The organism is Kitasatospora sp. NPDC034035, from assembly GCF_055575755.1.
Window position 1 is genome coordinate 226,751 of record NZ_JBVISA010000012.1, and the last position, 23,095, is coordinate 249,845.

Annotated in this window: 17 protein-coding genes and 1 tRNA gene; 13 read left to right on the forward strand and 5 right to left on the reverse strand. The window is 72.1% G+C overall.

Annotated features, from left to right (window positions below; translation table 11 throughout):
- Positions 1 to 39 precede the first annotated feature (39 nt).
- The gene (gene aceE / locus ACZ52J_RS19525; RefSeq protein WP_465620262.1) at positions 40 to 2,790 is read right to left on the reverse strand and encodes a pyruvate dehydrogenase (acetyl-transferring), homodimeric type; all 2,751 of its coding nucleotides are present in this window, start codon (positions 2,788 to 2,790) and stop codon (positions 40 to 42) included.
- Positions 2,791 to 3,308: 518 nt separating this feature from the next.
- On the opposite strand from aceE, the gene ACZ52J_RS19530 reads away from it, so the two are divergent.
- The 5 genes from ACZ52J_RS19530 (at position 3,309) to ACZ52J_RS19550 (ending at position 7,455) form a co-directional block, all read left to right on the forward strand.
- Entirely contained in the window at positions 3,309 to 3,749 is a 441-nt protein-coding gene (locus ACZ52J_RS19530) for a DUF3052 domain-containing protein (protein WP_360492949.1), read from the forward strand.
- A gap of 292 nt (positions 3,750 to 4,041) precedes the next feature.
- Complete coding sequence (locus tag ACZ52J_RS19535; RefSeq protein WP_465620264.1) at positions 4,042 to 4,500, forward strand: peroxiredoxin; 459 nt, start codon at positions 4,042 to 4,044, stop codon at positions 4,498 to 4,500.
- Positions 4,501 to 4,718: 218 nt separating this feature from the next.
- Positions 4,719 to 5,294 (forward strand): TerD family protein, encoded by a 576-nt coding sequence (locus ACZ52J_RS19540; protein WP_465620266.1) that lies wholly within the window; start codon positions 4,719 to 4,721, stop codon positions 5,292 to 5,294.
- Between the two features lie 341 nt (positions 5,295 to 5,635).
- Positions 5,636 to 6,214, forward strand: coding sequence for a TerD family protein (locus tag ACZ52J_RS19545; RefSeq protein ID WP_360492940.1), 579 nt, complete (start codon positions 5,636 to 5,638; stop codon positions 6,212 to 6,214).
- A gap of 146 nt (positions 6,215 to 6,360) precedes the next feature.
- On the forward strand, positions 6,361 to 7,455 hold the full coding sequence (locus tag ACZ52J_RS19550; RefSeq protein ID WP_360492937.1) for a DUF475 domain-containing protein: 1,095 nt from the start codon (positions 6,361 to 6,363) through the stop codon (positions 7,453 to 7,455).
- A gap of 149 nt (positions 7,456 to 7,604) precedes the next feature.
- Here the strand turns inward: ACZ52J_RS19550 and ACZ52J_RS19555 are convergent, their stop codons facing one another.
- Positions 7,605 to 8,831 (reverse strand): DUF2637 domain-containing protein, encoded by a 1,227-nt coding sequence (locus tag ACZ52J_RS19555; RefSeq protein WP_465620268.1) that lies wholly within the window; start codon positions 8,829 to 8,831, stop codon positions 7,605 to 7,607.
- Between the two features lie 361 nt (positions 8,832 to 9,192).
- On the opposite strand from ACZ52J_RS19555, the gene ACZ52J_RS19560 reads away from it, so the two are divergent.
- Positions 9,193 to 9,942 (forward strand): Tellurium resistance, encoded by a 750-nt coding sequence (locus ACZ52J_RS19560; protein ID WP_360492932.1) that lies wholly within the window; start codon positions 9,193 to 9,195, stop codon positions 9,940 to 9,942.
- A gap of 61 nt (positions 9,943 to 10,003) precedes the next feature.
- Here ACZ52J_RS19560 and ACZ52J_RS19565 read toward each other — a convergent pair whose 3' ends face one another.
- Positions 10,004 to 11,224 carry a TerD family protein gene (locus ACZ52J_RS19565; RefSeq protein WP_465620271.1) on the reverse strand — a complete coding sequence of 407 codons (1,221 nt, stop codon included), beginning with the start codon at positions 11,222 to 11,224 and terminating at the stop codon, positions 10,004 to 10,006.
- A gap of 398 nt (positions 11,225 to 11,622) precedes the next feature.
- Between ACZ52J_RS19565 and ACZ52J_RS19570 the strand changes: the two genes are divergently transcribed.
- From ACZ52J_RS19570 to ACZ52J_RS19580, 3 genes are all read left to right on the forward strand, one after another.
- Complete coding sequence (locus ACZ52J_RS19570; RefSeq protein WP_465620273.1) at positions 11,623 to 12,831, forward strand: HpcH/HpaI aldolase/citrate lyase family protein; 1,209 nt, start codon at positions 11,623 to 11,625, stop codon at positions 12,829 to 12,831.
- Positions 12,832 to 13,003: 172 nt separating this feature from the next.
- The gene (locus ACZ52J_RS19575) at positions 13,004 to 15,730 is read left to right on the forward strand and encodes a phosphoribosyltransferase (protein ID WP_465620275.1); all 2,727 of its coding nucleotides are present in this window, start codon (positions 13,004 to 13,006) and stop codon (positions 15,728 to 15,730) included.
- A complete protein-coding gene (locus ACZ52J_RS19580; protein WP_465620277.1) occupies positions 15,730 to 16,551 on the forward strand; it encodes an HAD family hydrolase in 822 nt (273 codons plus the stop codon). Before ACZ52J_RS19575 ends, ACZ52J_RS19580 begins: the two co-directional genes overlap by 1 nt.
- A gap of 83 nt (positions 16,552 to 16,634) precedes the next feature.
- Here ACZ52J_RS19580 and ACZ52J_RS19585 read toward each other — a convergent pair whose 3' ends face one another.
- Together ACZ52J_RS19585 and ACZ52J_RS19590 are read right to left on the reverse strand one after the other, a co-directional pair.
- A complete protein-coding gene (locus tag ACZ52J_RS19585) occupies positions 16,635 to 16,859 on the reverse strand; it encodes an FmdB family zinc ribbon protein (protein WP_465620279.1) in 225 nt (74 codons plus the stop codon).
- A 47-nt stretch (positions 16,860 to 16,906) separates the two neighbouring features.
- The gene (locus ACZ52J_RS19590; RefSeq protein ID WP_465620281.1) at positions 16,907 to 18,316 is read right to left on the reverse strand and encodes a coiled-coil domain-containing protein; all 1,410 of its coding nucleotides are present in this window, start codon (positions 18,314 to 18,316) and stop codon (positions 16,907 to 16,909) included.
- A gap of 228 nt (positions 18,317 to 18,544) precedes the next feature.
- Between ACZ52J_RS19590 and ACZ52J_RS19595 the strand changes: the two genes are divergently transcribed.
- The 4 genes from ACZ52J_RS19595 to ACZ52J_RS19610 all read left to right on the forward strand — a co-directional run bounded on the left by ACZ52J_RS19595 (position 18,545) and on the right by ACZ52J_RS19610 (position 23,004).
- Positions 18,545 to 18,619 (forward strand) — tRNA-Val (locus tag ACZ52J_RS19595).
- Between the two features lie 313 nt (positions 18,620 to 18,932).
- Complete coding sequence (locus ACZ52J_RS19600) at positions 18,933 to 19,571, forward strand: HAD family hydrolase (protein WP_465620283.1); 639 nt, start codon at positions 18,933 to 18,935, stop codon at positions 19,569 to 19,571.
- A gap of 87 nt (positions 19,572 to 19,658) precedes the next feature.
- Positions 19,659 to 20,363: a VIT1/CCC1 transporter family protein gene (locus ACZ52J_RS19605; protein WP_465620285.1), complete on the forward strand. Its 705-nt coding sequence runs from the start codon at positions 19,659 to 19,661 to the stop codon at positions 20,361 to 20,363.
- 106 nt (positions 20,364 to 20,469) lie between these two features.
- Positions 20,470 to 23,004, forward strand: a complete 2,535-nt coding sequence (locus ACZ52J_RS19610) for an ATP-dependent Clp protease ATP-binding subunit (protein WP_465620299.1) — start codon at positions 20,470 to 20,472, stop codon at positions 23,002 to 23,004.
- Positions 23,005 to 23,095: the final 91 nt, after the last annotated feature.

Below are 23,095 nucleotides of genomic sequence, written 5' to 3' on the forward strand. Positions count from 1 at the left end.
ACTCCGGGGGAGTCCGGCCCTTCAGTGCCCAGCGGGTGATCAGGCGTCGCCGCCGGCGGCGCCCGGGTCGGCCGCGGTGACGTCCAGCAGCTGGTAGCGGTCGATCGCGTCCTTCAGCGCCGAGCGGTCGATCTTGCCCTGCTTGGCGAGCTCGGTGAGCACCCCCAGGACGACCGACTGCGCGTCGATGTGGAAGAAGCGACGGGCCGCGCCACGGGTGTCGGCGAAGCCGAAGCCGTCGGCGCCCAGCGACTGGTACTGGCCGGGCACCCAGCGGGAGATCTGGTCCGGCACCGCGCGCATCCAGTCGGACACCGCGACGACGGGGCCCTCGGCGCCCTGGAGCTTCTGGGTGACGTACGGCACGCGCTGCTGCTCCTCGGGGTGCAGCAGGTTGAACTCCTCGGCCTCCACCGCGTCGCGACGCAGCTCGTTCCAGGAGGTCGCGGACCAGACGTCGGCCTTGACGTTCCACTCCTCGGCGAGGATGCGCTGGGCCTCCAGGGCCCACGGCACGGCCACGCCGGAGGCGAGGATCTGGGCCGGGATCTGGCCGGCGGTGCCCGGAGCGTACTTGTGCAGACCCTTGAGGATGCCCTCGACGTCCACGTTCTCGGGCTCGGCCGGCATCTTGATCGGCTCGTTGTACACGGTGAGGTAGTAGAAGACGTCCTCGCCGTTCGGGTGCTCGGCGCTGGAGCCGTACATCCGGCGCAGACCGTCCTGGACGATGTGCGCGATCTCGAAGCCGTACGCCGGGTCGTACGCGACGACGCCCGGGTTGGTCGAGGCCAGCAGGTGCGAGTGGCCGTCGGCGTGCTGCAGGCCCTCACCGGTCAGGGTGGTGCGGCCGGCGGTGGCGCCGATCACGAAGCCGCGGGCCAGCTGGTCGGCCATCTGCCAGAACTGGTCGCCGGTGCGCTGGAACCCGAACATCGAGTAGAAGACGTACACCGGGATCAGCGGCTCGCCGTGGGTGGCGTAGGAGGAGCCGGCGGCGATCAGCGAGGCGGTGCAGCCCGCCTCGGAGATGCCGTCGTGCAGCATCTGGCCGGTCGGCGACTCCTTGTAGGCGAGGAGCAGGTCCCGGTCGACCGACTCGTAGGTCTGGCCGAGCGGGTTGTAGATCTTCGCCGACGGGAAGAGCGAGTCCATGCCGAAGGTGCGGTACTCGTCCGGCGCGATCGGCACGAAGCGGTTGCCGATGCCCTTGTCCCGCATGAGGTCCTTGAGCACCCGGACGAACGCCATGGTGGTGGCGATGGTCTGGTTGCCGGACCCCTTCTTGACCGCCTTGTACGCGTCGTCGCCGGGCAGCTCCAGCTTGCGCGGGCGCACCTTGCGGGTCGGCACGTAGCCGCCGAGCTCCTGCCGGCGGTCGTGCATGTACTGGATCTCTTCCGAGTCGCGGCCCGGGTGGTAGTAGGGCGGGTAGCCCTCGTCGAGCTGCTTGTCGGTGATCGGCAGGTGCAGCCGGTCGCGGAAGCGCTTCAGGTCCTCGACCGTCAGCTTCTTCATCTGGTGGGTGGCGTTGCGGCCCTCGAAGTTGGGGCCCAGCGTCCAGCCCTTGACCGTCTGGGCCAGGATGACCGTCGGCTGGCCCTTGTGCTCGCGGGCCGCCTTGAACGCCGCGTAGATCTTCTTGTGGTCGTGGCCGCCGCGACCCAGGTGCTGGATCTGCTGGTCGGTCATGCTCTCGACCATCTTGCGCAGGCGCAGGTCGGAGCCGAAGAAGTGCTCGCGGATGTACTCGCCGGTCTCGGTGGCGTAGGTCTGGAACTGGCCGTCCACCGTGGTGTTCAGCTTGTTGACCAGCACGCCGTCGCGGTCCTGCGCGAGCAGCGGGTCCCAGCTGCGGTCCCAGACCAGCTTGATCACGTTCCAGCCGGCGCCCCGGAACTGGGACTCCAGCTCCTGGATGATCTTGCCGTTGCCACGGACCGGGCCGTCGAGGCGCTGCAGGTTGCAGTTCACCACGAAGGTGAGGTTGTCCAGGCTCTCGCGGGCCGCCAGGGACAGCTGGCCGAGCGACTCGGGCTCGTCCATCTCGCCGTCGCCGAGGAAGGCGTAGACCTGCGAGTCGGAGGTGTCCTTGATGCCGCGGTGCTCCAGGTACCGGTTCATCCGGGCCTGGTAGATCGCGCCGAGCGGACCGAGGCCCATCGAGACGGTCGGGAACTCCCAGAAGTCCGGCATCAGCCGCGGGTGCGGGTAGCTGGACAGGCCGTACGGGGCCTTCGACTTCTCCTGGCGGAACGCGTCGAGCTGCTGCTCGGTCAGTCGGTCCAGGAGGAAGGCGCGGGCGTAGATGCCGGGGGAGGCGTGACCCTGGAAGAAGATCTGGTCGCCGGACTCGCCCTCGGCGTCCTTGCCGCGGAAGAAGTAGTTGAAGCCGACGTCGTAGAGCGACGCGGAGGAGGCGAAGGTGGCGATGTGCCCACCGACGCCGATGCCCGGGCGCTGCGCCCGGGAGACCATGACGGCCGCGTTCCATCGCGTCGCGTTGAGGATCTTGCGCTCGATCTCCTCGTTGCCGGGGAAGAACGGCTCGTCCTTGGTGGCGATGGTGTTGACGTAGTCCGTGCTGCGCATCTCGGGCACGGCGACACGCTTCTCGCGGGCGCGCTCGATCAGCCGCAGCATCAGGTAACGGGCACGCTCACGCCCCCGCTCGTCGATGGCCGCATCGAGCGACTCCAGCCATTCCGCGGTCTCCTCGGGATCGAAGTCCGGGACCTGACTCGGAAGGCCGCCAATGATGATCGGGTTGCGATCGGATCCGGAAGCCACGCTGTTCCTTCACTGTCGGTCGAAACTGAGGTGTGTCGCGCCGCCTCCATCGTGCTACCGCGCTCGGAGATCCGTCATCTCTACCGATCGGTAACCGTTCCGCCTGGTGGGCGGGCCGGTCTGGTGGTGCGTGGCGCGGGCGTGTCCGTCCGCTCCGTACACCCCCGGGTGTTACGAAAAGAGGTGGTCCGACCTGGTGTCCCGTCCGCCCGATGGCGGGCGGCCGGGGTGAGGGCCAACAGGAGACTCTACGCCCGCGCACGCGCGGACCCCGAATGCCGTTCGCATCTCGGGCACACGTACGGCCTGTGGGCCGGGACCACCCGAAGCATCGTTGTCCTATGCAGAGAAGGGCAAATCGGTGTGATTCCCGACACGTCGGAACGGCGTGTTCCGGTGTGGCGCGTCAACCTTTGGAGGGGATCGGGGGTCGGGTACTTGCGCGAACCGCCGCGCCCGTGTGGACTACGGCCACAGCCTTGGCATGGATGCCGAGCCGAATACTGGAGGTTATTCCCGTGAGCGCGACCGCGGACCCCGCGGACAAGTCCAACCCGGCGACCCGTCTCGGCTTCGAAGAGGGCCAGATCATCCAGGAGCTGGGGTACGACGACGACACTGACCAGGAGCTCCGCGAAGGCATTGAGGAGCTCACCGGGACGGATCTCGTCGACGAGGACTACGACGACGTCGCCGACGCCGTCCTGCTCTGGCACCGCGACGAGGACGGGGATCTCACCGATGCCCTCGTCGACGCCCTGGAGTACCTGGCCGAGGGCGGCATCATCTGGCTGATGACGCCCAAGACCGGGCGGGACGGCCACGTCGAGGCCTCCGAGATCAATGACGCGGCCAAGACCGCCGGCCTCTCCCAGACCAGCTCGATCAACATCGCCAAGGACTGGGCGGCCACCCGGCTCGCGACCAAGTCCACGGCGAAGCCGGGCGGCAAGCGCTGAACGGGTTCTGAAGCCCCGCGCCGGGCCCCCTCGGAGTCACGCTCCGACGGGGCCCGGCGCCTTTTCGTGCTCTTCGGCGTCCGGAGGCGGCCTGGGGGCGGCGGCCCGGGGGCCCGGAGAGGACTCTCCGGAACCCGGCCGAGGGGTGGTGGCGCGTTCGCCCAGGGCGAAAGGAGACGGGCGCCGGGCGGCCCCGCGTCATCCGTTCGGCCGAACGTGCGTCGACGAATGGCAGGATGTGGCCTGCCGCGCCCGCCGCGCGGCGCGGTCGCGCGTCAGAAAGGTCCCGTCCATGGCCATCGAGGTCGGCACCCGGGCTCCGGACTTCGAGCTCAACAACCAGCACGGGGAGACGGTCCGGCTCGCCGAATTCCGCGGCGAGAAGAACGTCGTGCTGGTCTTCTACCCGTTCGCTTTCACCGGCGTCTGCACCGGCGAGCTGGGCGCGATCCAGCGCGAACTCGCCGGGCTGCAGAACGACGACGTCCAGGTGCTCGGCCTCTCCTGCGACTCGCAGTTCTCCCAGCGCGTCCTCGCCGACCGCGAGGGCCTGGAGTTCCCGCTGCTCGCCGACTTCTGGCCGCACGGCGAGGTCACCCGGGCGTACGGCGTCCTCGACGAGGAGCGCGGCTGCCCCCTGCGCGGCACCTTCGTGATCGACAAGGCCGGCACGGTGCGCTGGAGCGTCGTCAACGGCCTCCCGGACGCCCGGGACGAGCAGGAGTACCTGAAGGCCCTCGCCGCGCTCTGAGCCGCCCCCGCCGCGCTCTGAGCCCCCGCCCCCGCCGCTCGGGTGCCCGACGGCCGTGTCCGACGGTCGTGTCCGAGCGGAACCGCGCTGCCGACGGGAACCGCGTACTACGCTCGGGCCGTTGGCGGAGTGGGGTGCGGGAGCAGGTGCGCTCCCGGAGCCCCGGACCGCACCACCGGGGGCACCACAGGGCGTGCCTCCCGATTCTTGGAGGACACGTGGGAGTCAGCCTCAGCAAGGGCGGCAACGTCTCGCTCACCAAGGAGGCCCCCGGGCTCACGGCCGTGGTCGTCGGCCTGGGCTGGGACGTCCGGACCACCACCGGGACGGACTTCGACCTGGACGCCAGCGCACTGCTCTGCAACGCCCAGGGCAAGGTCGCCTCGGACGGCAACTTCGTGTTCTTCAACAACCTGAAGAGCGCGGACGGCTCGGTCGAGCACACCGGCGACAACCGCACCGGTGAGGGCGAGGGCGACGACGAGGCGATCAAGGTCAACCTGGCCGGCGTCCCGGCGGACGTGGAGAAGATCGTCTTCCCGGTGTCGATCTACGACGCCGAGAACCGCGGCCAGAGCTTCGGCCAGGTGCGCAACGCCTTCATCCGCGTGGTGAACCAGGCCGACAGCACGGAGCTGGCCCGCTACGACCTCTCCGAGGACGCCTCCACCGAGACCGCGATGGTCTTCGGCGAGCTGTACCGCAACGGCGCCGAGTGGAAGTTCCGCGCCATCGGCCAGGGCTACGCCTCCGGCCTGCGCGGCATCGCCCAGGACTTCGGCGTCAACGTCTGAGTCCTCGTCGGCGCCCGGCGGCGCGCTTCACCCGGGGCGGCCCGGACCCGCGGAGGTCCGGGCCGCCCCGTTTCGTGCCGGCCGTTCGCGTGGCTTCCCGTGCGGCCTCTCGTACGGCCGTTCGCGCGGCGGTTCGTGTGGTGGTTCGCGCGGCGGTTCGGGGCGCCGTTCGCGCGGGCGGGCGCGGGCCGGTCGGGAGTTCGTCCGACCCGGTGCCGCGGTGGCCCGCCACGCTGCGAGGATGTGAGTTCAGGAAGTTCAGCCGACCAAAGCCGGTCGGCCGGGGCCGCGGGGGATACACCTGGAAGGCGCCCCGGGAGAAACAAGGGAGGAACAACGTCATGGTGGTCACGCTCGCCAAGGGCGGCAACGTCTCGCTCACCAAGGCCGCGCCGAACCTGACGCAGGTCCAGATCGGCCTCGGCTGGTCCGCCCGTTCGACCACGGGCGCCCCGTTCGACCTCGACGCGAGTGCCCTGCTCTGCGGTGGCGGACGCGTGCTCGGTGACGAGTACTTCGTCTTCTACAACAACCTCAAGAGCCCCGAGGGCTCGGTGGAGCACCAGGGAGACAACCTCACCGGCGGCGACGACACGGGTGACGACGAGGTGGTCCTGGTCAACCTGGACCTCGTCCCGGCGCAGGCGGAGAAGGTGGTCTTCGCGGTCTCGATCTACGAGGCCGAGGCGCGCCTGCAGAACTTCGGGCAGGTCCGCAACGCCTACATCCGGGTCGTCAACTCGGTCGACGGCCAGGAGATCGCCCGCTACGACCTGTCCGAGGACGCGTCCAACGAGACCGCGATGATCTTCGGCGAGCTGTACCGCTACGCGGGCGAGTGGAAGTTCCGCGCGGTGGGCCAGGGGTACGCCTCCGGCCTGCGCGGCATCGCACTCGACTTCGGCGTGAACGTACAGTAGGGGCGGAAATCGGACCATCGCACCCGACCCGATCATGAGAACTGAGGGCAGTGCGGGGGTGACCTGACCGGGCCCGGCCCGGTCAGGGCGTCTCGGGGACGAGGCCGCCCCCGGCACGGCCAGAACCCGAAAGGTAGCCAACTCCCGTGTTCCTCCGCACATTCGGCTGGTCGTTCGCGATCACCGCCATCGGCCTGGCTGCGGCCGGACTGCTCTGGGGAGCCCAAGGCTTCGGCATCGTGCTGATCCTCTCCATCCTGGAGATCTCCCTGTCGTTCGACAACGCGGTGGTCAATGCCACGGTGTTGAAGCGGATGAACCCGTACTGGCAGAAGATCTTCCTGACCGTCGGCGTGCTGATCGCCGTCTTCGGCATGCGCCTGGTCTTTCCGCTGCTGGTCGTCGGACTCACCGCGAAGCTCAACCCCGCGACGGTCATCGACCTCGCGCTGCACTCCGACAAGACCTACGACGGCCTGACCTACGGCCAGTACCTGGAGGCGGCCAACCCGGCGATCGCCGCCTTCGGTGGCGTCTTCCTGCTCATGATCTTCCTGGACTTCGTGTTCGAGGAGAAGGACTACAACTGGCTGTCCTGGATCGAGCGCCCGCTGGAGAAGGTCGGCAAGCTGGAGGCCTTCTCCACCGTCGTCGCCCTGGTCGCCCTGCTGCTGGCCTCCAACTTCTTCGCCGGGGAGCACGCCGAAACCGTTCTGCTCGCCGGTGTCCTCGGCCTGGTCACCTACCTCGTCGTCGGCGGCCTGTCCTCGATCTTCGAGTCCGGCCTGGAAGAGGAGTCCGAGCGCGAGGAGGAGGCGGAGAAGTCCGGCAAATCGGTCGTCCAGGTCGCCGGCAAGGCCGCGTTCTTCCTGTTCCTCTACCTGGAGGTCCTGGACGCGTCGTTCTCCTTCGACGGCGTGGTCGGCGCGTTCGCCATCTCCAGCGACATCTTCCAGATCACCCTGGGCCTCGGCATCGGCGCGATGTACATCCGCTCGCTGACCGTCTTCCTGGTCCGCAAGGGCACCCTGGACGACTACGTCTACCTGGAGCACGGCGCGCACTACGCGATCGGCGCGCTGTCCGTGATCCTGCTGGTCGGCATCAAGTACCACATCCCGGAGATCGTCACCGGCCTGATCGGCGTCGCCTTCATCGGCCTCGCGCTCGGCTCGTCGATCCTGCGCAACCGGCGCCAGGGCGCGGACGAGGAACCGGAGCTGGTCGGCTCCGACACGTAGCCGCCGCCGGCAGGACATGCGAAACGGCCGCCTCCGGGAAATCCCGGGGGCGGCCGTTTCGCGTTGTGCGTCGTGTGTTGTGCGTCGTGTGGTGCGCGTTTTGAGTTGTGCGTTCCGAGTTGTGCGTCGCGCGTCGTGCGGGGGTGGGGTCAGCCGAGCTGCTGCTCGATCGCGCGCAGCTTGCGCTCCAGCGAGTCCAGCTTCGGCATCGACAGGGTGTCGTCGTCGGCCGACAGGTCGATGGACGAGCCGCGACGGGACGAACCGAAGGTGTCGGCCGAGGAGCTCGAGGAGCTCGAGGAGGACGAATAGGCCGAGGACGACGAGTAGTCCGAGGACGACGAGTAGCCCGAGGAGGACGAGGCGGACGAGTACGTCGAGGGGGACGAGTACGAGGAGTACGAGGAGCCCACGGCGGCGCGGGGGCGGCGGCCGCTGTCCAGGGCGGCGGGCTCCGCCGAAGCGGTGGAGGTGTGCGAGGTCGAGGAGGTGGCGTCAGTCTCCGCGGCTAGGGCAGGCTCCGTAGCGCTCGGGCCGTCTCCGGCAGCCGTGAGGGCGGGCACCTGGCGGCCACCGCGGGCCCGGGCCAGCATGCCGCCGCCCTGGCGGGAGATGGCCTTCAGCTCGGCGCGCTCGCGGCGGTCGGCGGTGCGGGCGCGGACCTTGGCGTCCAGCTTCGCCTGGCGCTCCTCGCGCACCTCCTCGACCGCCTCGTCCAGGCTGCGGACGTTCTCCAGCAGCATCAGCGACCAGGCCGCGTAGGTCTCACGCGGGGCGCGCAGCCAGCGGACGATGCGGATCTGCGGCAGCGGGCGGGGCACCAGGCCCTGCTCGCGCAGCGCGGCCTTGCGGGTCTGCTTCAGCGCGCGGTCGAACAGGATCGCCGCCGAGATCGACATGCCGGAGAAGAACTGCGGGGCGCCGGCGTGGCCGAAGCCGCGCGGGGCGTGCACCCAGTTGAACCAGGCCGAGGCGATCGCGAACACCCAGACCAGCAGCCGGGAACCGAGCGCGGCGTCACCGTGGCTGGCCTCGCGGACGGCGAGCACCGAGCAGAACATCGCGGCGCCGTCCAGGCCGAACGGGACGAGGTACTCCCAGCCGCCGGCCAGGCCCAGGTTCTCCTTGCCGAAGCCGACCAGGCCGTGGAAGGACAGCGCGGCGGCGACACCGGCACAGCAGAACAGCAGCGTGTACGAGGAGATGCCGTAGATCATCTCCTTGCGGCGGCGACGCTCCTCGCTGCGCTCCCAGGAGTCGCCGGCCTCGTCCTTCTTCGTGTTCTTGAAACGCAGCGTCGCCATCAGGACGGAGACGAACAGCAGGGCTGCGCCGCCGACGACGGTCCAGACCAGCTGTATGGAGGTCAGGTTCATTGCGGGTCGGGCCTCGGGTTTCCGCAGGGGACAGGTTCACAGTGCGACACAGGCGGTCAGGTTCCGCCGCGCGGGCACTGCCTGACGGTTCGTTCGTCACCGCACGGCTGCCCCACCGCGCCCGCGCAGGGGCGGGCGGGACACCTGTGCGGCTAGACGATATCGCGTCCGAAGGGGCGGCATGTTACGGGAGGGCGGCTTGCTCCGGCCAATCGACCCGCCGGTTCGGCTGTGGTTCGCCCGTGGTTCGCCTGGCGGGGTAGGGGAGGGCGTGGACGGGGTATCCGTCGGCCGGGCCGATGCCCGATCATTGGTCGGCGGAACGTCAGATCGCCTGGCGGGAGCAGGGGGAGAGGACGGGATGGTCTCGATCTGGGAGTACCTGCGCGGGGACCGGAGCTACACCTTCGACAACCCGGGCGGTCAGCACAAGGTCATACTCACCAAGTCGGCCCCGCAGCACGCGATCACCGGGTCGGCCGCCACCACCGGCTACCTCTACGTCAACCTGCACTGGTCGATGCGCGCCGGCACCGGCCGTTCGAGCACCCGGGACACGGTCAAGCGGTTCTTCAGCCCGCGGATCCTCAGCCCGCGGGAGCCGGACTCCCCGCAGGGCAACGAGCCGATGAACGTCGACCTCGACCTGGCCTGCATGTACGAACTCTCCGACGGCTCCACGGGCGTGGTGCAGCCGCTCGGCGGCCTCTTCGGCGACCTCCAGAACGCGCCCTACGTCAAGCTCAGCGGCGACGACCAGTACGGGGCGCCGTCGGGCGAGACGATGTACGTCAACCTGGAGAAGAAGGACAAGTTCAAGCGGCTGCTGATCTTCGTCTACATCTACGACGGCACGCCGGCCTTCGAGCAGTCGCAGGCGGTGGTGACGATCGTGCCGCAGACCGGTCCTCGGATCGAGATCAAGCTGGAGGAGCGGGCCCGGGCGGCGCGCTCCTGCGCCGTGGTGCTGATCGAGAACGCCGGGGACAACCAGCTGACGGTGCGCCGCGAGGTGCGGTACGTCAACGGGTTCCAGTCGGACATCGACCGGCTGTACGGGTTCGGGATGCAGTGGCAGCGCGGCTACAAGAACCAGCCGGGCGGCGACTGACGGACGCCGCGCGTTCGGGGCGGGGCCGCCGGTGTCGGGCGGCCGCCGCCCCGGACGGGTGTCAGCGGGGCTGGAACTGCGGGCCCTGCGGGGGCAGCGCGAACTCCTCGCCGGTGGGTGCCGGGGACTGGCCGGCGGGAGGCTGGCCCGTCGGAGGCTGGGGCGGGACGGGCGGCTGCTGGCCGGTGCCGGGCGGCGGGTAGCCGTAGCCGCCCGGGTGCGGCTGCGGCGGGACGGGCTGGTTCGGCGGGGGGTAGCCGTAACCGGCGGCCGGCTGCTGCTGGTACGGCTGGGTGGGCTGCGGGTATCCGTAACCGGTCCCGGGCTGCGGGTAGCCGTACCCCGTGCCGGGCTGCGGCGGGGGGTAGCCGTAGCCGGTGCCGGGCTGGTGGCCCGGTGGCGGGGTGGGCGGCGCCGGCGGGACGGCCGGGGGCGCGGTGGGCGGGGCCGCCGGCGGGGGCGTCATGGTCGGTGGGGTCGAGGGCGGCGGCGGTGCGGTGAGCGGTGCGCCCGTCGGTGCGCCCGTCGGTGCGCCCGTGGTGGCGCCGACCGGGGTCGGGGAGGCCTGCGGCTGCGGCTGGGGGACGGCCGGGGCCAGGGTGAAGGTGCCCGGCTCGGGGGCGGCCGAGCGCCGGTCCGGCAGCGGGGTGCTGCGCGGGTCCACCGCGCCGGTGGGCGAGCCGGTGGAGACCGGCGCCGGGGTCGGCGCCGGACCGGGTGCGGCGCCCGCCGCCTCGTCCTCGACGGTGATGCCGAAGTCGGTGGCCAGGCCGATCAGCCCCGAGGTGTAGCCCTGGCCGATCGCCCGGAACTTCCACGACCCGGACCGCCGGTACAGCTCGCCCGCGACCAGCGCGGTGACGCTCTCGGCGTCGCTGATCCCGAACTCGGCCAGCGCGGGCGCGCCCTCCCCGGCCGTGGCGTCGAACAGCAGCAGCCGCAGGCCCGGCACCGCGCGGAAGGGTCCGCCCTCGGAGGAGCCGGCCAGCACCACGCGGTCCACCTCGGCGGGCAGCTTGCCGAGCTCGACCTCGATCGTGTCGATGATCTCGGCGCCGCCGGAGGTCTGCTGCTTGGGCAGGTGGCGGACCAGGCCGGAGGGGTGGCGCGGCTGGTTGTAGAAGACGAAGTCGGCGTCCGAACGGACCCTGCCGGTGGCGCCGAGCAGCAGCGCGGACGCGTCCACGTCCGGCGCACCGGGCGTGGCGCTCCAGCGCAGCACGGCGCGGACCGCCGCCGCCGGCAGTGCGATGTTGGCGCCCTTGGCCATCACGTGCGTCATAGCGGACCATCCTGCCTGTTCGCCACCCCTTCGGACAACGTGACCGGACCGGTCCCCGCCGGGTCGGACTTTGCCAAGACTTGCGCTTCCTGGGGTTTGGCGCCGCCGAACCCATGATCGTCCAAGTGGACCGGGATGTTCCGGGAGTTCAGTACCGGGGAACCGGGGGCGGCCGGATCCCGTCCGTACGATGGGCGGTCGTAGGCCCCCCCCGGGGGGTTCGGCGGAGGGACGTCCACCGGTGGCGCGACCGGGGAACCATGGCACCCGGTCGGCCGGTTGACCAGGGTGTCGGCCGGTTGACGGCGGCCTCGGCCGGCCGGCGGCGACGCCGTCCGGTCGACAGGGGCGTCGTCGGCAAGGGGCCGAGGCCCGTCCACATTCTGGAGGAGAGCACCTTGCGCCATTTCGGCCACCTCGCCGAGGACGTACGCGGCCGGCTCTTCCTGGAGCAGCCCCGCGCGTTCACCGCGCAGAGCGAGCCCGAGGTGCTCGCCACCGCGCTCGGCGGCACCCTCTACAGCCCGGCCACCAGGCCCGCACTCGCCGCCGACATCCGCAAACAGGCTGCTCGGGGCGTGGTGTCGATGGTGCTCTGCCTCGAGGACGCGATCGCCGACCACGAGGTGGACGCCGGGGAGCGGAACCTGGTCGAGCAGTTGAATGACCTGGTCAAGGATTTCACCGACTGCGCACAGAGTCACCCACTGCTCTTCATCAGAGTCCGCGCTGCCGCCCAGATTCCCGACCTGGCCCAGCGGCTCGGTCCGGCCGTCGAGCTGCTCAGCGGCTTCGTGCTGCCCAAATTCACCCCGGAGAACGGCGGCGCCTACCTGGCCGCACTCGCCGCCGCCGAGGCCGCCACCGGGCGACGGCTCTTCGCCATGCCCGTCCTGGAATCGCCCGAGCTGGCCCACCTGGAGACCCGGCGCGAGCAGCTCTTCGGCATCGCCGAACTGCTCGCCGGACACCGGGAGCGGGTACTCGCCGTCCGCCTCGGCGTGACCGACCTCTGCTCCGCTTACGGCCTGCGACGCTCGCCCGACCTGACCGCGTACGACGTCGCGCTGGTCGCGGCGGTGATCGGGGACGTGGTCAACGTGCTCGGCCGGGCGGACGGCACGGGGCACACCGTCACCGGCCCGGTCTGGGAGTACTTCCCCGTGCAGGAGCGGATGTTCAAGCCGCAGCTGCGCCGCACCCCGTTCACCGAGGCCTCGTTCGGCGCCGCCGTCGGGACCGTCCGGGCCTCCGGCGAGGAGATCCGCCGCCGGATCATCGAGCACGACCTGGACGGGCTGATCCGGGAGGTCGAACTCGACCGGGCCAACGGCCTGCTCGGCAAGACCTGCATCCACCCCAGCCACGTGCCCGCCGTGCACGCACTCTCCGTGGTCACACACGAGGAGTACTGCGACGCCCGTGACATCCTCCGCCAGGAGCAGGACGGCGGCGGGGTACTGCGCTCGGCGTACACCAACAAGATGAACGAGGCCCGGCCGCACCGCGCCTGGGCGGAGCGGGTGCTCCTGCGGGCGGAGGTGTTCGGGGTGGCCCAGGAGGACGTGAGCTTCGCGGAGCTGCTGTCGGCCTGCTTGTGCGGCTGAGGCTGTTCGCGTGGCTGAGCGCGAGCCGTCGCCTCCCGTTTCCTTACGGCGGATAGGACGAGTTTCCGTACGGCGGACAGGACGAGCCGTGGATGACGGGCCGGGGACGACGGGCCATGGACGACGAGCCGTGGACGACGGGCCGTGGACGACGGGCTATGGACGACGGGCTATGGATGACGGGCCAGAAAATGACGAACGCACCATCGCACCACCGAAGGCAGGACCAGCAGTGACAGCAACACCGCAGACGTGGACCGGCCGTTGGGTCGCCGACCGGGCCGGGATCACGCTGACCGGCTCCGAGCGCCTCCCCGAACTCGTCGGCCTGGCCCTCCGGGAGAACCGCAAGCGCGCACACCTGCTGGTCTCCAACGTGCTCGGCAAGCACGTGCCACAGCGGCCCTCGGTGGTCCACGGTGCCGGACTCGAACTCGGCCGCCGGGTCCGCGAACTGCTCGGCGAGGAGACGGCCGCGCGGGCCGTCGTCCTCGGCTACGCGGAGACCGCCACCGGCCTCGGCCACAGCGTCGCCGACGGCCTGGACGCCCCCTACCTGCACTCCACCCGCCGCCCGGTGCCCGGGATCCCCCCGCTCGGCGGCTTCGAGGAGGAGCACTCGCACGCCACCTCGCACCTGCTGCTCCCGGCCGACCCCGACCTGTTCGCCGGGGACGGGCCGCTGGTGCTGGTGGACGACGAGTTCTCGACCGGCCGGACGGTGCTCAACACCATCCGCGAACTGCACGCCCGCCACCCGCGCGACCACTACGTCGTGGTCGCCCTGGTCGACCTGCGCTCCGCCGCCGACCGGGACCGGCTCACCGACGCCGCCGCCGAACTCGGCGTCCGGCTCGACCTGGTGGCCACCGCGAGCGGCGGCGTCGAGCTGCCCGAGGACATCCTGGAGCGGGCCGAACGGCTGATCGCGGCGGCGACGGCGGGCGAGGTGGCCCCGGGGGGTGAGGTGGCCCCGGGGGGTGATGCGCCTCCGGTGGGCGGCGTGCTTTCGGTGGCCGACCCCGCGCCGCTGGTCCGGGTCGAGCTGGACTGGCCCGCCGGACTCCCGGACGGTGGCCGGCACGGCTTCACCGTCCGCGACCGCGCCCGGCTGGACGCCGTACTGCCCCGGCTGGCCGGGCAACTGGCCGAGGCCCTGCCCGCCGAGGCGCAGCGGGTGCTGGTGCTCGGCTTCGAGGAGCTGATGTACGCGCCGCTGCGCCTGGCCGACACCCTGTCCGAGCAGCTCGGCGGCGACCGCGTCCGGTATTCCACCACCACCCGCTCGCCAGTCCTGGCGGTGGACGACCCCGGCTACGCCATCCGTACCCGGCTGGCCTTCCCGGCCCACGACGACCCGCAGGACGCCGCCTCGCGCGAGCGCTACGCGTACAACGTCGCCCCCGGCACCGACCCGGCGCGGCGCTTCGACGCCATCGTGCTGGTGGTGGACGACGTCGCCGACACCCCGGCGCTGCACCGGGGCGGGCGGGCACTGCTGGCCCGGCTGCGGGAGGTCACCGACCGGGTGGTGCTCGCGGTGTTGCCCTCGCACCGACCGGTGGCGTTGCCGGCCGGGGCGGGCGGGTCGGGCGGGTCGGGCGGGTCGGGCGGCTCGGCGGGGTCAGACGGGTCGGGCGGGTCGGCGGGGTCGGGCGGGTCGGCTGCTGCTCTGCCGACGCCGCTGTACGGGCCGGAGTTCTCCTCGTACCGCGCCGAGGAGGTGGCCTGGCTGCTGAAGGACCTCACCGGGGTCGCCCTGGAAGCCCCCACCGAGGAGCGCGAGGAGGCCGTGCAGAACGGCGGCGCGCACTACGCCGAGTCGCTGCCGGTCGAGTACCAGCCCAGCCCCGAGTACCAGGAGCTGTTCCACCAGGCGCTGCACGGCTCCGCTCGCCGGATCGCGCTCGCCGTCGGCACCGTCGCCGAGACGCTGCTGCGCGAGCGCGGCCCCGGGCTGGTCCTCGCCTCGCTGGCCCGGGCCGGCACACCCGTCGGCATCCTGATCCGCCGCTGGCTGGCCTTCGCCCACGGCCTGTCCGTACCGCACTACGCCGTCTCGATCGTGCGGGGCCGCGGCATCGACCCCGTCGCGCTGCGGTACCTGGCCGCCCACCACCGGGCCGAGGACGTGGTGTTCGTGGACGGCTGGACCGGCAAGGGCGCGATCACCCGCGAACTCGCCGACGCGCTGGCCGGCACCCGCTTCGACCCGGACCTCGCGGTGCTCGCCGACCCCGGCCGCTGCGTGCGCACGTACGGCACCCGGGACGACTTCCTGATCCCGTCCGCGTGCCTCAACTCCACGGTGTCCGGGCTGGTTTCGCGCACCGTCCTGCGGGCCGGGCTGATCGGGCCGGACGACTTCCACGGGGCCAAGCACTACACCGGGCTGGCCGGCAGCGACGTCTCGGCGGCCTTCCTGGACGCCGTGGCCTCCTGCTTCGGCGACGTGCGCGCCTCGGCGGTCGAAGGTGCGGACCGGCTGTCCGCCGACCCGGACCGGGCGCCCGACTGGGCCGGCTGGGCCGCCGTCGAGCGGATCAGCACCGAGTACGGCATCGACAACGTCAACCTGGTCAAGCCCGGCGTCGGCGAGACCACCCGGGTGCTGCTGCGCCGCGTCCCCTGGCGGATCCTCGCCCGTCGCGGCGCCGGTGCGGACCTGGACCACGTCCGGCTGCTCGCCGCCCAGCGCGGCGTCGAGGTCGAGGAGGTGGACGGCCTGCCGTACACCTGCGTCGGCCTGATCCACCCCCGCTACAGCCGCGGGGCGACCGGGGCCGACGGGCGGTCCGTGGCGTCCGAGGTGCCCGAGGTGCCTGACGTGTCTGTGGTGTCTGTGGTGCCTGCGACGTTCGAGGTGTCCGAGGTGTCCGCGACGGAGGGGAAGTCCTGATGGGTGTTCTGGTGGCCAGTGACCTCGACCGGACGCTGATCTACTCCGACCGGGCCCTTGCCCTGGACGTTCCCGACCGGCTCGCGCCGCGGCTGCTCTGCGTCGAGGTGTACCAGGGCCGGCCGCTGTCCTACATGACCGAACGGGCCGCCGGACTGCTCGCCGACCTCGCCCGGCAGGCCCGCTTCGTCCCCTCCACCACCCGGACGCCGGAGCAGTACGAGCGGGTCAAGTTGCCCGGCCCGACCGCGGGTTGGGTCCCCGAGTACGCGATCTGCGCCAACGGCGGGCAACTGCTGGTGGACGGCGTGCCGGACCGGGACTGGCGCACCGAGATCACCGCGCGGATCGCCGCCGGCTCGGCCCCGTTGGAGGAGGTCGTCCGGCGGCTCGCGCTGTGCGCCGACCCGGAGTGGACGCACAAGCGGCGTGTCGCCGACGAACTGTTCGCCTACCTGGTGGTCGAGCGCCCTGCGCTGCCGGCCGGCTGGCTGGAGGAGCTGACCGGCTGGTGCGCCGAGCGCGGCTGGGCGGTCTCGTTGCAGGGCCGCAAGGTGTACGCCGTCCCGGCGCCGCTCACCAAGAGCGCCGCCCTCGCCGAGGTCGTACGGCGCGGCGGCGCGACCACCGTGCTCGCGGCCGGGGACTCGCTGCTCGACGCGGACCTGCTGCTCGCGGCGGACGCGGGGTGGCGGCCGGGGCACGGCGAACTGGCGGACAGCGGTTGGACGGCCCCCGGCGTCACCGCCCTCGAAGAGGTGGGGGTGACGGCGGGGGAGGAGATCGTCCGACGGTTCCTGGCGGGGGCTACAGCGGGTTAGCCGTCCTGGGCAGCGCGCTCTGGCCAGTGCTGTGGCCGACGCTTTGGCCAGCGCCTTGGCCAGCGCCTTGGTCGGCGCCCTGGTCAGCCCCCGCAGCAGCCGCCGCCACAGCAGCCGCCCCCACCCCCGCCGCTGGGGGCGGGGGCCGGTCGGCCGGCGGCCGCGCCGGTGACGGCGACGGTGGACAGCAGCTTCACGGTGTCCTCGTGGCCCTGCGGGCAGACGGCGGGGTCGCCGGACTGCGCCATCGGACGGCGGAGCTCGAAGGTGGCGCCGCAGGAGCGGCAGCGGAAGTCGTAGCGTGGCATACCGGCAGGGTACCGAGGTGACCCCGCCGGTTTCCCGCGGTCACCGGCTAGTGGTGTCCGCCCAGGTCGCCGCGGATCAGCCCGATCACCTGCGCGGCCGTCTCCCGCACCGCCGCCAGCTCGGTGAGGAAGACCCAGTAGTCGGGGTGCCGGCCGGCCGCCTCCAGCGTGGCCACCGCGTGGTCCAGCCGGGCCACCGCCTCGTCCAGCGGGGCGGCGTGCCGTGGGTCCGGCGCGCTGCGCCCGGCCATCGCCAGCCGCTGCGCGTCCCGGATGGCGAAGCGGGCCCGCTCGATCTCCCGGTTGGGGTCGTGCTGCACCTCGTTCAGCTGCCGCAGCCGGTCGTTCACCGCGACCACCGAGCCGTCCGCGGCGTCCAGCAGCGCGCGAACCGTCCCGATCGCGGCCGTGGCGTCCGCCCAGCGCTGCTCGTCCCGGGCACGGGCGGCCTCGGCGAGCTTGCGCTCGGCGGCGCGCCCGGTCTCCGCGACCTGGTCCGGCACCCGCTGCAGATCCTGCCAGCAGGCGGTGCTGAACCGGCGGCGCAGCTCGCTCAGGGCGGGCTCGACCGTCGTGGCCTTGGTCTCCAGCGCCTGGATCCGGGTCCGCAGGCTCGCCACCCGCCGGTCGATCTCGCGCGCCCGCTCCGGCAGCTGCGCGGCGTCGGCGGCGATCGCCTCGGCGCGCTGCTTCACGTCGTCCGCGCGCTGCAGCGTGCCGGCCACCCCGTGCCGGGCCGGGCCCTCGTTCAGCCGCCCCAGCTCCGGAGCCAGCTCGGCCAGCCGGGCCGCCAGGTCGTCCGCCCGCAGGCCGGCGCCGCGCGCCTCGTCCAGCGCGTTGGAGGCCGTGAGCAGCGCGCGCTTGGCCTGCTCGACCGCCGGGGTGACCCGCATCAGCCGCTGCTCGGCGTGCTGGATGGTCGGCTGCAGACGGCGCAGGAAGTCGTTCAGTTCGGCGCGGGCGGAGCCGAGTTGGCCCTTCACATCCTCCAGCTGGCGCCTGGCCTGCGCGGCCGCGCCCGCGTCCAGGGTCTCGCTGTCCAGGTTGTGGGCGTCGAGCGCGCCCAGGTAGTTCACGGTGACCTGGTCGACCCGGCCGGAGATCGCCGCCAGATCGGCCAGCGCGCGCTGCGTCGTCGGCCCGTCCTCCGCCGCACGGACCGTCTCCACGGCGAGCTGCACCTCGCGCTGGGTCTCCTCCAGCTCGTAGAACGCCTCCTGCGCCGCGGCCCGGGCCTCCCTGGCCCCCGCCCGTACGCCCTCCCCGCCGCCGCGCCGGCCCCACCAGCCGCCGGTCCCGGCCGACGCCAGGCCGACCGCCCCCAGCGCACCCGCCAGCACCACGGGCAACACCAGCGCGTCCGCCAGCGCACTCCCCGCCCGACGCCGCCCCCGCCCGCTCCCGCCGGCCACCGTCACTGCGCGCTCCCTGCTCCGACCCGCTGATCCGGCCCCCATTCTCCCCGATCACCCCGCCGACCCGTCACCCCCTCCCACCCCTTTCGCCCCCGCCTCCCCGCCCGTGCCCCGCCCCCTCCGCACGCCACCCGGACTCCCCACCGCCGCCGCCACCACGGCCCCAGCCCCCTACCGCCCACCCCCACCCCACCCGGGCGCCTGGCCCCCACCACCCCCCGGGACCAGGTACCCTAGGCACTCGTCGTGCGCTCACCGGGCCACGACTGGGGGCGCGTAGCTCAGTGGTAGAGCGCTGCTCTTACAAAGCAGATGTCGGCGGTTCGAAACCGTCCGCGCCCACCAGCGTGCCGAGGGCCGGTCCGGGAGGTACTCACCTCCGGGGCCGGTCCTCGGGCGTTGTGGGAGTGTCTAGATCGTGATAGTCCCGGCGTTGTCGGTGGCGGGGGTTGCGGTCGGCCTGGTGCGGCCGGTTGCCGGGGGGTCCAGCTCCGTAGGGCAGCTGCCCCCCGGTCTTTCCGGGGGCCGGGGGAGACCCTGGCCCAACTGTCGGCCGGGGTTTGCCGAGGGCCAAGAGTGGGCTCCGTCAGCGCCGGTCGTACCCCGCACCCCGTACCCCGGTCTCGGGGTGCGGTGCTGCTGCTGGTAGGGAGGCGGGATGACTGCCAGGGCGTTTGATGCGGTGCTGTGTGACGTGGACGGTGTGATCCGGTTCTTCGACGGGGCCGGGGTGGCGGCGTTGGAGCGGGCGGCGGGGGTGGGGGAGGGGAGTACGGCGGGAGTCGGGTTCGCGCCGGAGAACGACCTGCCGCTGTTGCTGGGGCGGATCGGCAAGGCGGAGTGGGTGGAGTCGATCGCGCGCGGGCTGGTCGGGCGGGTGTCGGAGGCGCAGGCGCGGGGGCTGGCGGAGGCGTTCGCGAACTCGCCGTTCTGGGCGGACGAGGTTGCGGTGGGGCTGCTGCGGCAGGTGCGGGAGCACTGCCGGGTGGTGCTGGTGACCAATGCGACGGTGTGGCTGGACGAGGACCTGGCGCGGCTGGGGTTGACGGAGCTGGCACACGAGGTGGTGAACAGTTCCCTGGTGGGCAGTGCCAAGCCGGAGCGGAGGATCTACGAGATCGCCGCGGAGCGGGCCGGGGTGGCGCCGGAGCGGTGCCTGTTCGTCGATGACCGGCAGGAGAACGTCGATGCGGCGGTGGCGCTGGGGATGACCGGGGTGCTCTACCGGGGACCGGAGGATCTACGGCAGGCGTTGGCGCCTGTGTTGGGCCGGCGGGTGGTGCGGCCCGGCCGTTGACGCGCGGTGTCCGGTCGGCGGGGTGGCGGGGCGGTGGGTGGTGGGTGAGGATCGGGGGGTCGGTCAGGTGTCGGGGAGTGGTGGGCGATGGCTGGGCAGGCCGGGGAGACACGGGCGGAGTTGTCGGCGCGCCTGAACTGGCTGCGGGCGGCGGTGCTGGGGGCCAATGACGGCGTGGTGTCGACGGCCGGCATCGTGACGGGTGTGGCGGGCGCGACCGGTTCGCGGACGGCGCTGCTCGCGGCGGGGGTGGCCGGGTTGTTGGCGGGGGCGATGTCGATGGCGGCCGGCGAGTACGTGTCGGTCAGCACCCAACGGGACACCGAGCGGGCCGCGTTGGCGAAGGAGCGGCGGGAGCTGGCGGACGACCCGGAGGGGGAGCTCGACGAACTCACCGACTACTACCGGGGCAGCGGGCTGACGGACGACCTGGCCCGGGACGTGGCGGTGGCGTTGACCGAGCGGGACGCGCTCGCGGCCCACGCGCAGACCGAACTCGGCATCGACCCGGAGGCGTTGACCAATCCGTGGCAGGCGGCGCTGGCCAGCGCGGCCGCGTTCACGCTGGGCGCGCTGGTGCCGCTGCTGGCGGTGCTGCTGCCGCCGCAGGCGTGGCGGCTGCCGGTGACGGTGGTGTCGGTGGTGGCCGCGCTCACGCTGTCGGGCTGGGCGAGTGCCCGGATGGGCGGGGCCGGTCCGGCCCGGGCGGTGGGGCGCAATGTCGCGGGCGGGCTGCTGGCGATGGCGGTGACGTACAGCGGCGGTGTGCTGCTGGATCGTTTCACCGGCTGACGGCTGACGGCGGCCGTGGGAGGCGCTGTCCGACTCGACAGGCGCGGTCGCACGGCCTGTGTTTGTGTGGCTGCAAACCGCTTGGGAAAGGTGAATCGCCGTGACCATGCCCCCGTTCGGATCGAACGATCCGTTCTCCGATCTCCTCAGCCGGTTCTTCGGAATGAGCCCGCTGGCTTCCCCGCCCGCCGTGCAGCGGGTGCCGATCGGGCGGCTGCTCAGCGAGTCCGCGCAGGAGTTGCTCGCACTGGCCGCGCGGCGCGCGTCCGAGGACGGTTCCAGTGACCTCGACACCGCCCACCTGGCCTGGGCGGCCACCCAGGTGGACCCCTCGCGGCGGATGCTGGAGCGCGCGGGCATCGACCCGGACCAGCTGTCCGGCGATCTGGAGCACGCCCTGCCGGTCGGCAACCCCGACGCGGTGGACGGGCAGCCGGCGCTCACCCCTTCGGCCAAGCGCGCGCTGCTCGCCGCGCACGCCCGCTCGCAGGCGGCCGGTGCCTCGTACATCGGGCCGGAGCACATCCTCGGCGCGCTGCTGGACCAGGAGCGTTCGGGTGCGGGCGTGGCGCTGCGCAAATCGGCGCCCTCGCAGGAGGTGCTGAAGTCGGTGCTGGAGGGGCGCGGTACCGGTGGCGAGCGCAGCAGTACGGGCGCGCACCCGAGCGAGACACCGACGCTGGACGAGTACGGGCGCGACCTCACCGCGGAGGCGCTCTCGGGCCGGCTGGACCCGGTGGTGGGGCGGGCCGAGGAGATCGAGCAGACCGTCGAGATCCTCTCCCGGCGGACCAAGAACAATCCGGTACTGATCGGTGAGCCGGGCGTCGGCAAGACCGCGATCGTCGAGGGCCTGGCCCAGCGGATCGTCTCCGGGGACGTGCCGCGGAGCCTCAAGGAGAAGCGGGTGGTCGCCCTCGACCTGACCGCGCTGGTGGCGGGCTCCAAGTACCGGGGAGAGTTCGAGGAGCGGCTGAAGAACGTGATCGACGAGGTCACGGCCGCCGAGAAGAGCGTGATCCTGTTCCTGGACGAGCTGCACACCGTGGTCGGCGCGGGCGGTGGCGGCGAGGGCTCGATGGATGCCGGCAACATCCTCAAACCGGCGCTCGCGCGCGGCGAGTTGAGCGTGGTCGGCGCGACGACGCTGGACGAGTACCGCAAGCACGTGGAGAAGGACGCCGCGCTGGAACGGCGCTTCCAGCCGGTGCTGGTGCCCGAGCCGAGCGTCGAGGAGACCATCGAGATCCTGCACGGGCTGCGCGACGCCTACGAGGCGCACCACCAGGTGCGGTTCACCGACGAGGCGTTGGACGCGGCGGCGGCGCTCTCCGACCGGTACGTCAGCGACCGTTTCCTGCCCGACAAGGCGATCGACCTGTTGGACCAGGCCGGCGCGCGGGTGCGGCTGCGCAGCCTGAGCGGGTCCACCGAGGCGACCGGGGTGCAGGACCGGATCACCAAGCTGAAGCGGGAGCTGGACGAGGCCGTCGCGGACGAGGAGTTCGTCCGGGCCGCCAACCTGAAGACCGAGCTGCGGCAGACCGAGGACGAGCTGGCGGCGGTCGCCGAGTCCCGCGAGGAGGTCGTCGACGTGACGGCCGACGACATCGCGCAGGTGCTGTCCTCCCGGACCGGCATCCCGGTCGCGGAGCTGAACGCGACCGAGAAGGAGCGGCTGCTCAAACTGGAGGAGCACCTGCACGAGAAGGTGATCGGCCAGGACGAGGCGGTCACCGCCGTCGCCCAGGCGGTGCGCCGCGGCCGGGCCGGGATGGGCGACCCGGAGCGGCCGACCGGTTCCTTCCTCTTCCTCGGCCCGACCGGCGTCGGCAAGACCGAGTTGGCGAAGGCGCTGGCGGCGCTGCTGTTCGGCGACCCGGACCGGATGATCCGCTTCGACATGAGCGAGTTCCAGGAGAAGCACACCGTTTCCCGGCTGGTCGGCTCCCCGCCCGGGTACGTCGGCTACGACGAGGCCGGGCAGCTGACCGAGGCGGTGCGCCGCAAGCCGTACAGCGTGCTGCTCTTCGACGAGGTGGAGAAGGCGCACCCGGACGTCTTCAACCTGCTGCTCCAGGTGCTGGACGACGGGCGGCTGACCGACTCCCAGGGGCGTACGGTCGACTTCCGCAACACCGTGGTGATCATGACCAGCAACATCGGCTCGCAGCGGATCCTGGACCACTCCGGGAACGTGGACCAGATCAGGGACGACCTGATGCGGGACCTGCGCGGGCACTTCCGGCCGGAGTTCCTCAACCGGATCGACGAGGTGATCGTCTTCCACGGGCTCACCCGGAAGGACCTGCTGTCGGTGGTGGACCTGCTGCTGGAGCGCAGCCGGCGGCGGCTGCGGGCACAGGACGTCCGGCTGGACGTCACCGAGGCGGCGAAGGAGTTCCTGGTCAACCGCGGGTACCAGCCGGAGTTCGGGGCCCGGCCGCTGCGCCGGACGATCCAGTCGGAGCTGGACAACCGGATCTCCAACCTGCTGCTGGACGGCTCCGTGCGGGAGGGGGACACGCTGATCGCGGACGTGAGCGACGGGGAGCTGGTGGTCACGCTGGCGCGGCCGGAGGCGTCGGCGACTTTCGAGAAGGCGGAGGAGGAGGCGCGGGCTGCCACCGAGGGCCGCTAGGCCGTGTTTTGGAAGTGGTGCAGGATGGGGTCAACCACCGGCCGAACGGAAAGAAGCCCTCGTGGTTGACCCCGCGCTGCAGGGCGCCCTG

What these genes read in the sequence shown, in the direction of transcription:
- ACZ52J_RS19535 (WP_465620264.1), top strand. Translation starts at nt 4,042, where the DNA reads ATGGCCATCGAGGTCGGCACCCGGGCTCCGGACTTCGAGCTCAACAAC.
- ACZ52J_RS19545 (WP_360492940.1), top strand. Translation starts at nt 5,636, where the DNA reads ATGGTGGTCACGCTCGCCAAGGGCGGCAACGTCTCGCTCACCAAGGCC.
- ACZ52J_RS19555 (WP_465620268.1), bottom strand. Translation starts at nt 8,831, where the DNA reads ATGAACCTGACCTCCATACAGCTGGTCTGGACCGTCGTCGGCGGCGCA.
- ACZ52J_RS19560 (WP_360492932.1), top strand. Translation starts at nt 9,193, where the DNA reads ATGGTCTCGATCTGGGAGTACCTGCGCGGGGACCGGAGCTACACCTTC.
- ACZ52J_RS19565 (WP_465620271.1), bottom strand. Translation starts at nt 11,224, where the DNA reads ATGACGCACGTGATGGCCAAGGGCGCCAACATCGCACTGCCGGCGGCG.
- ACZ52J_RS19575 (WP_465620275.1), top strand. Translation starts at nt 13,004, where the DNA reads ATGGATGACGGGCCAGAAAATGACGAACGCACCATCGCACCACCGAAG.
- ACZ52J_RS19580 (WP_465620277.1), top strand. Translation starts at nt 15,730, where the DNA reads ATGGGTGTTCTGGTGGCCAGTGACCTCGACCGGACGCTGATCTACTCC.
- ACZ52J_RS19585 (WP_465620279.1), bottom strand. Translation starts at nt 16,859, where the DNA reads ATGCCACGCTACGACTTCCGCTGCCGCTCCTGCGGCGCCACCTTCGAG.
- ACZ52J_RS19590 (WP_465620281.1), bottom strand. Translation starts at nt 18,316, where the DNA reads ATGGGGGCCGGATCAGCGGGTCGGAGCAGGGAGCGCGCAGTGACGGTG.
- ACZ52J_RS19600 (WP_465620283.1), top strand. Translation starts at nt 18,933, where the DNA reads ATGACTGCCAGGGCGTTTGATGCGGTGCTGTGTGACGTGGACGGTGTG.
- ACZ52J_RS19605 (WP_465620285.1), top strand. Translation starts at nt 19,659, where the DNA reads ATGGCTGGGCAGGCCGGGGAGACACGGGCGGAGTTGTCGGCGCGCCTG.
- ACZ52J_RS19610 (WP_465620299.1), top strand. Translation starts at nt 20,470, where the DNA reads ATGCCCCCGTTCGGATCGAACGATCCGTTCTCCGATCTCCTCAGCCGG.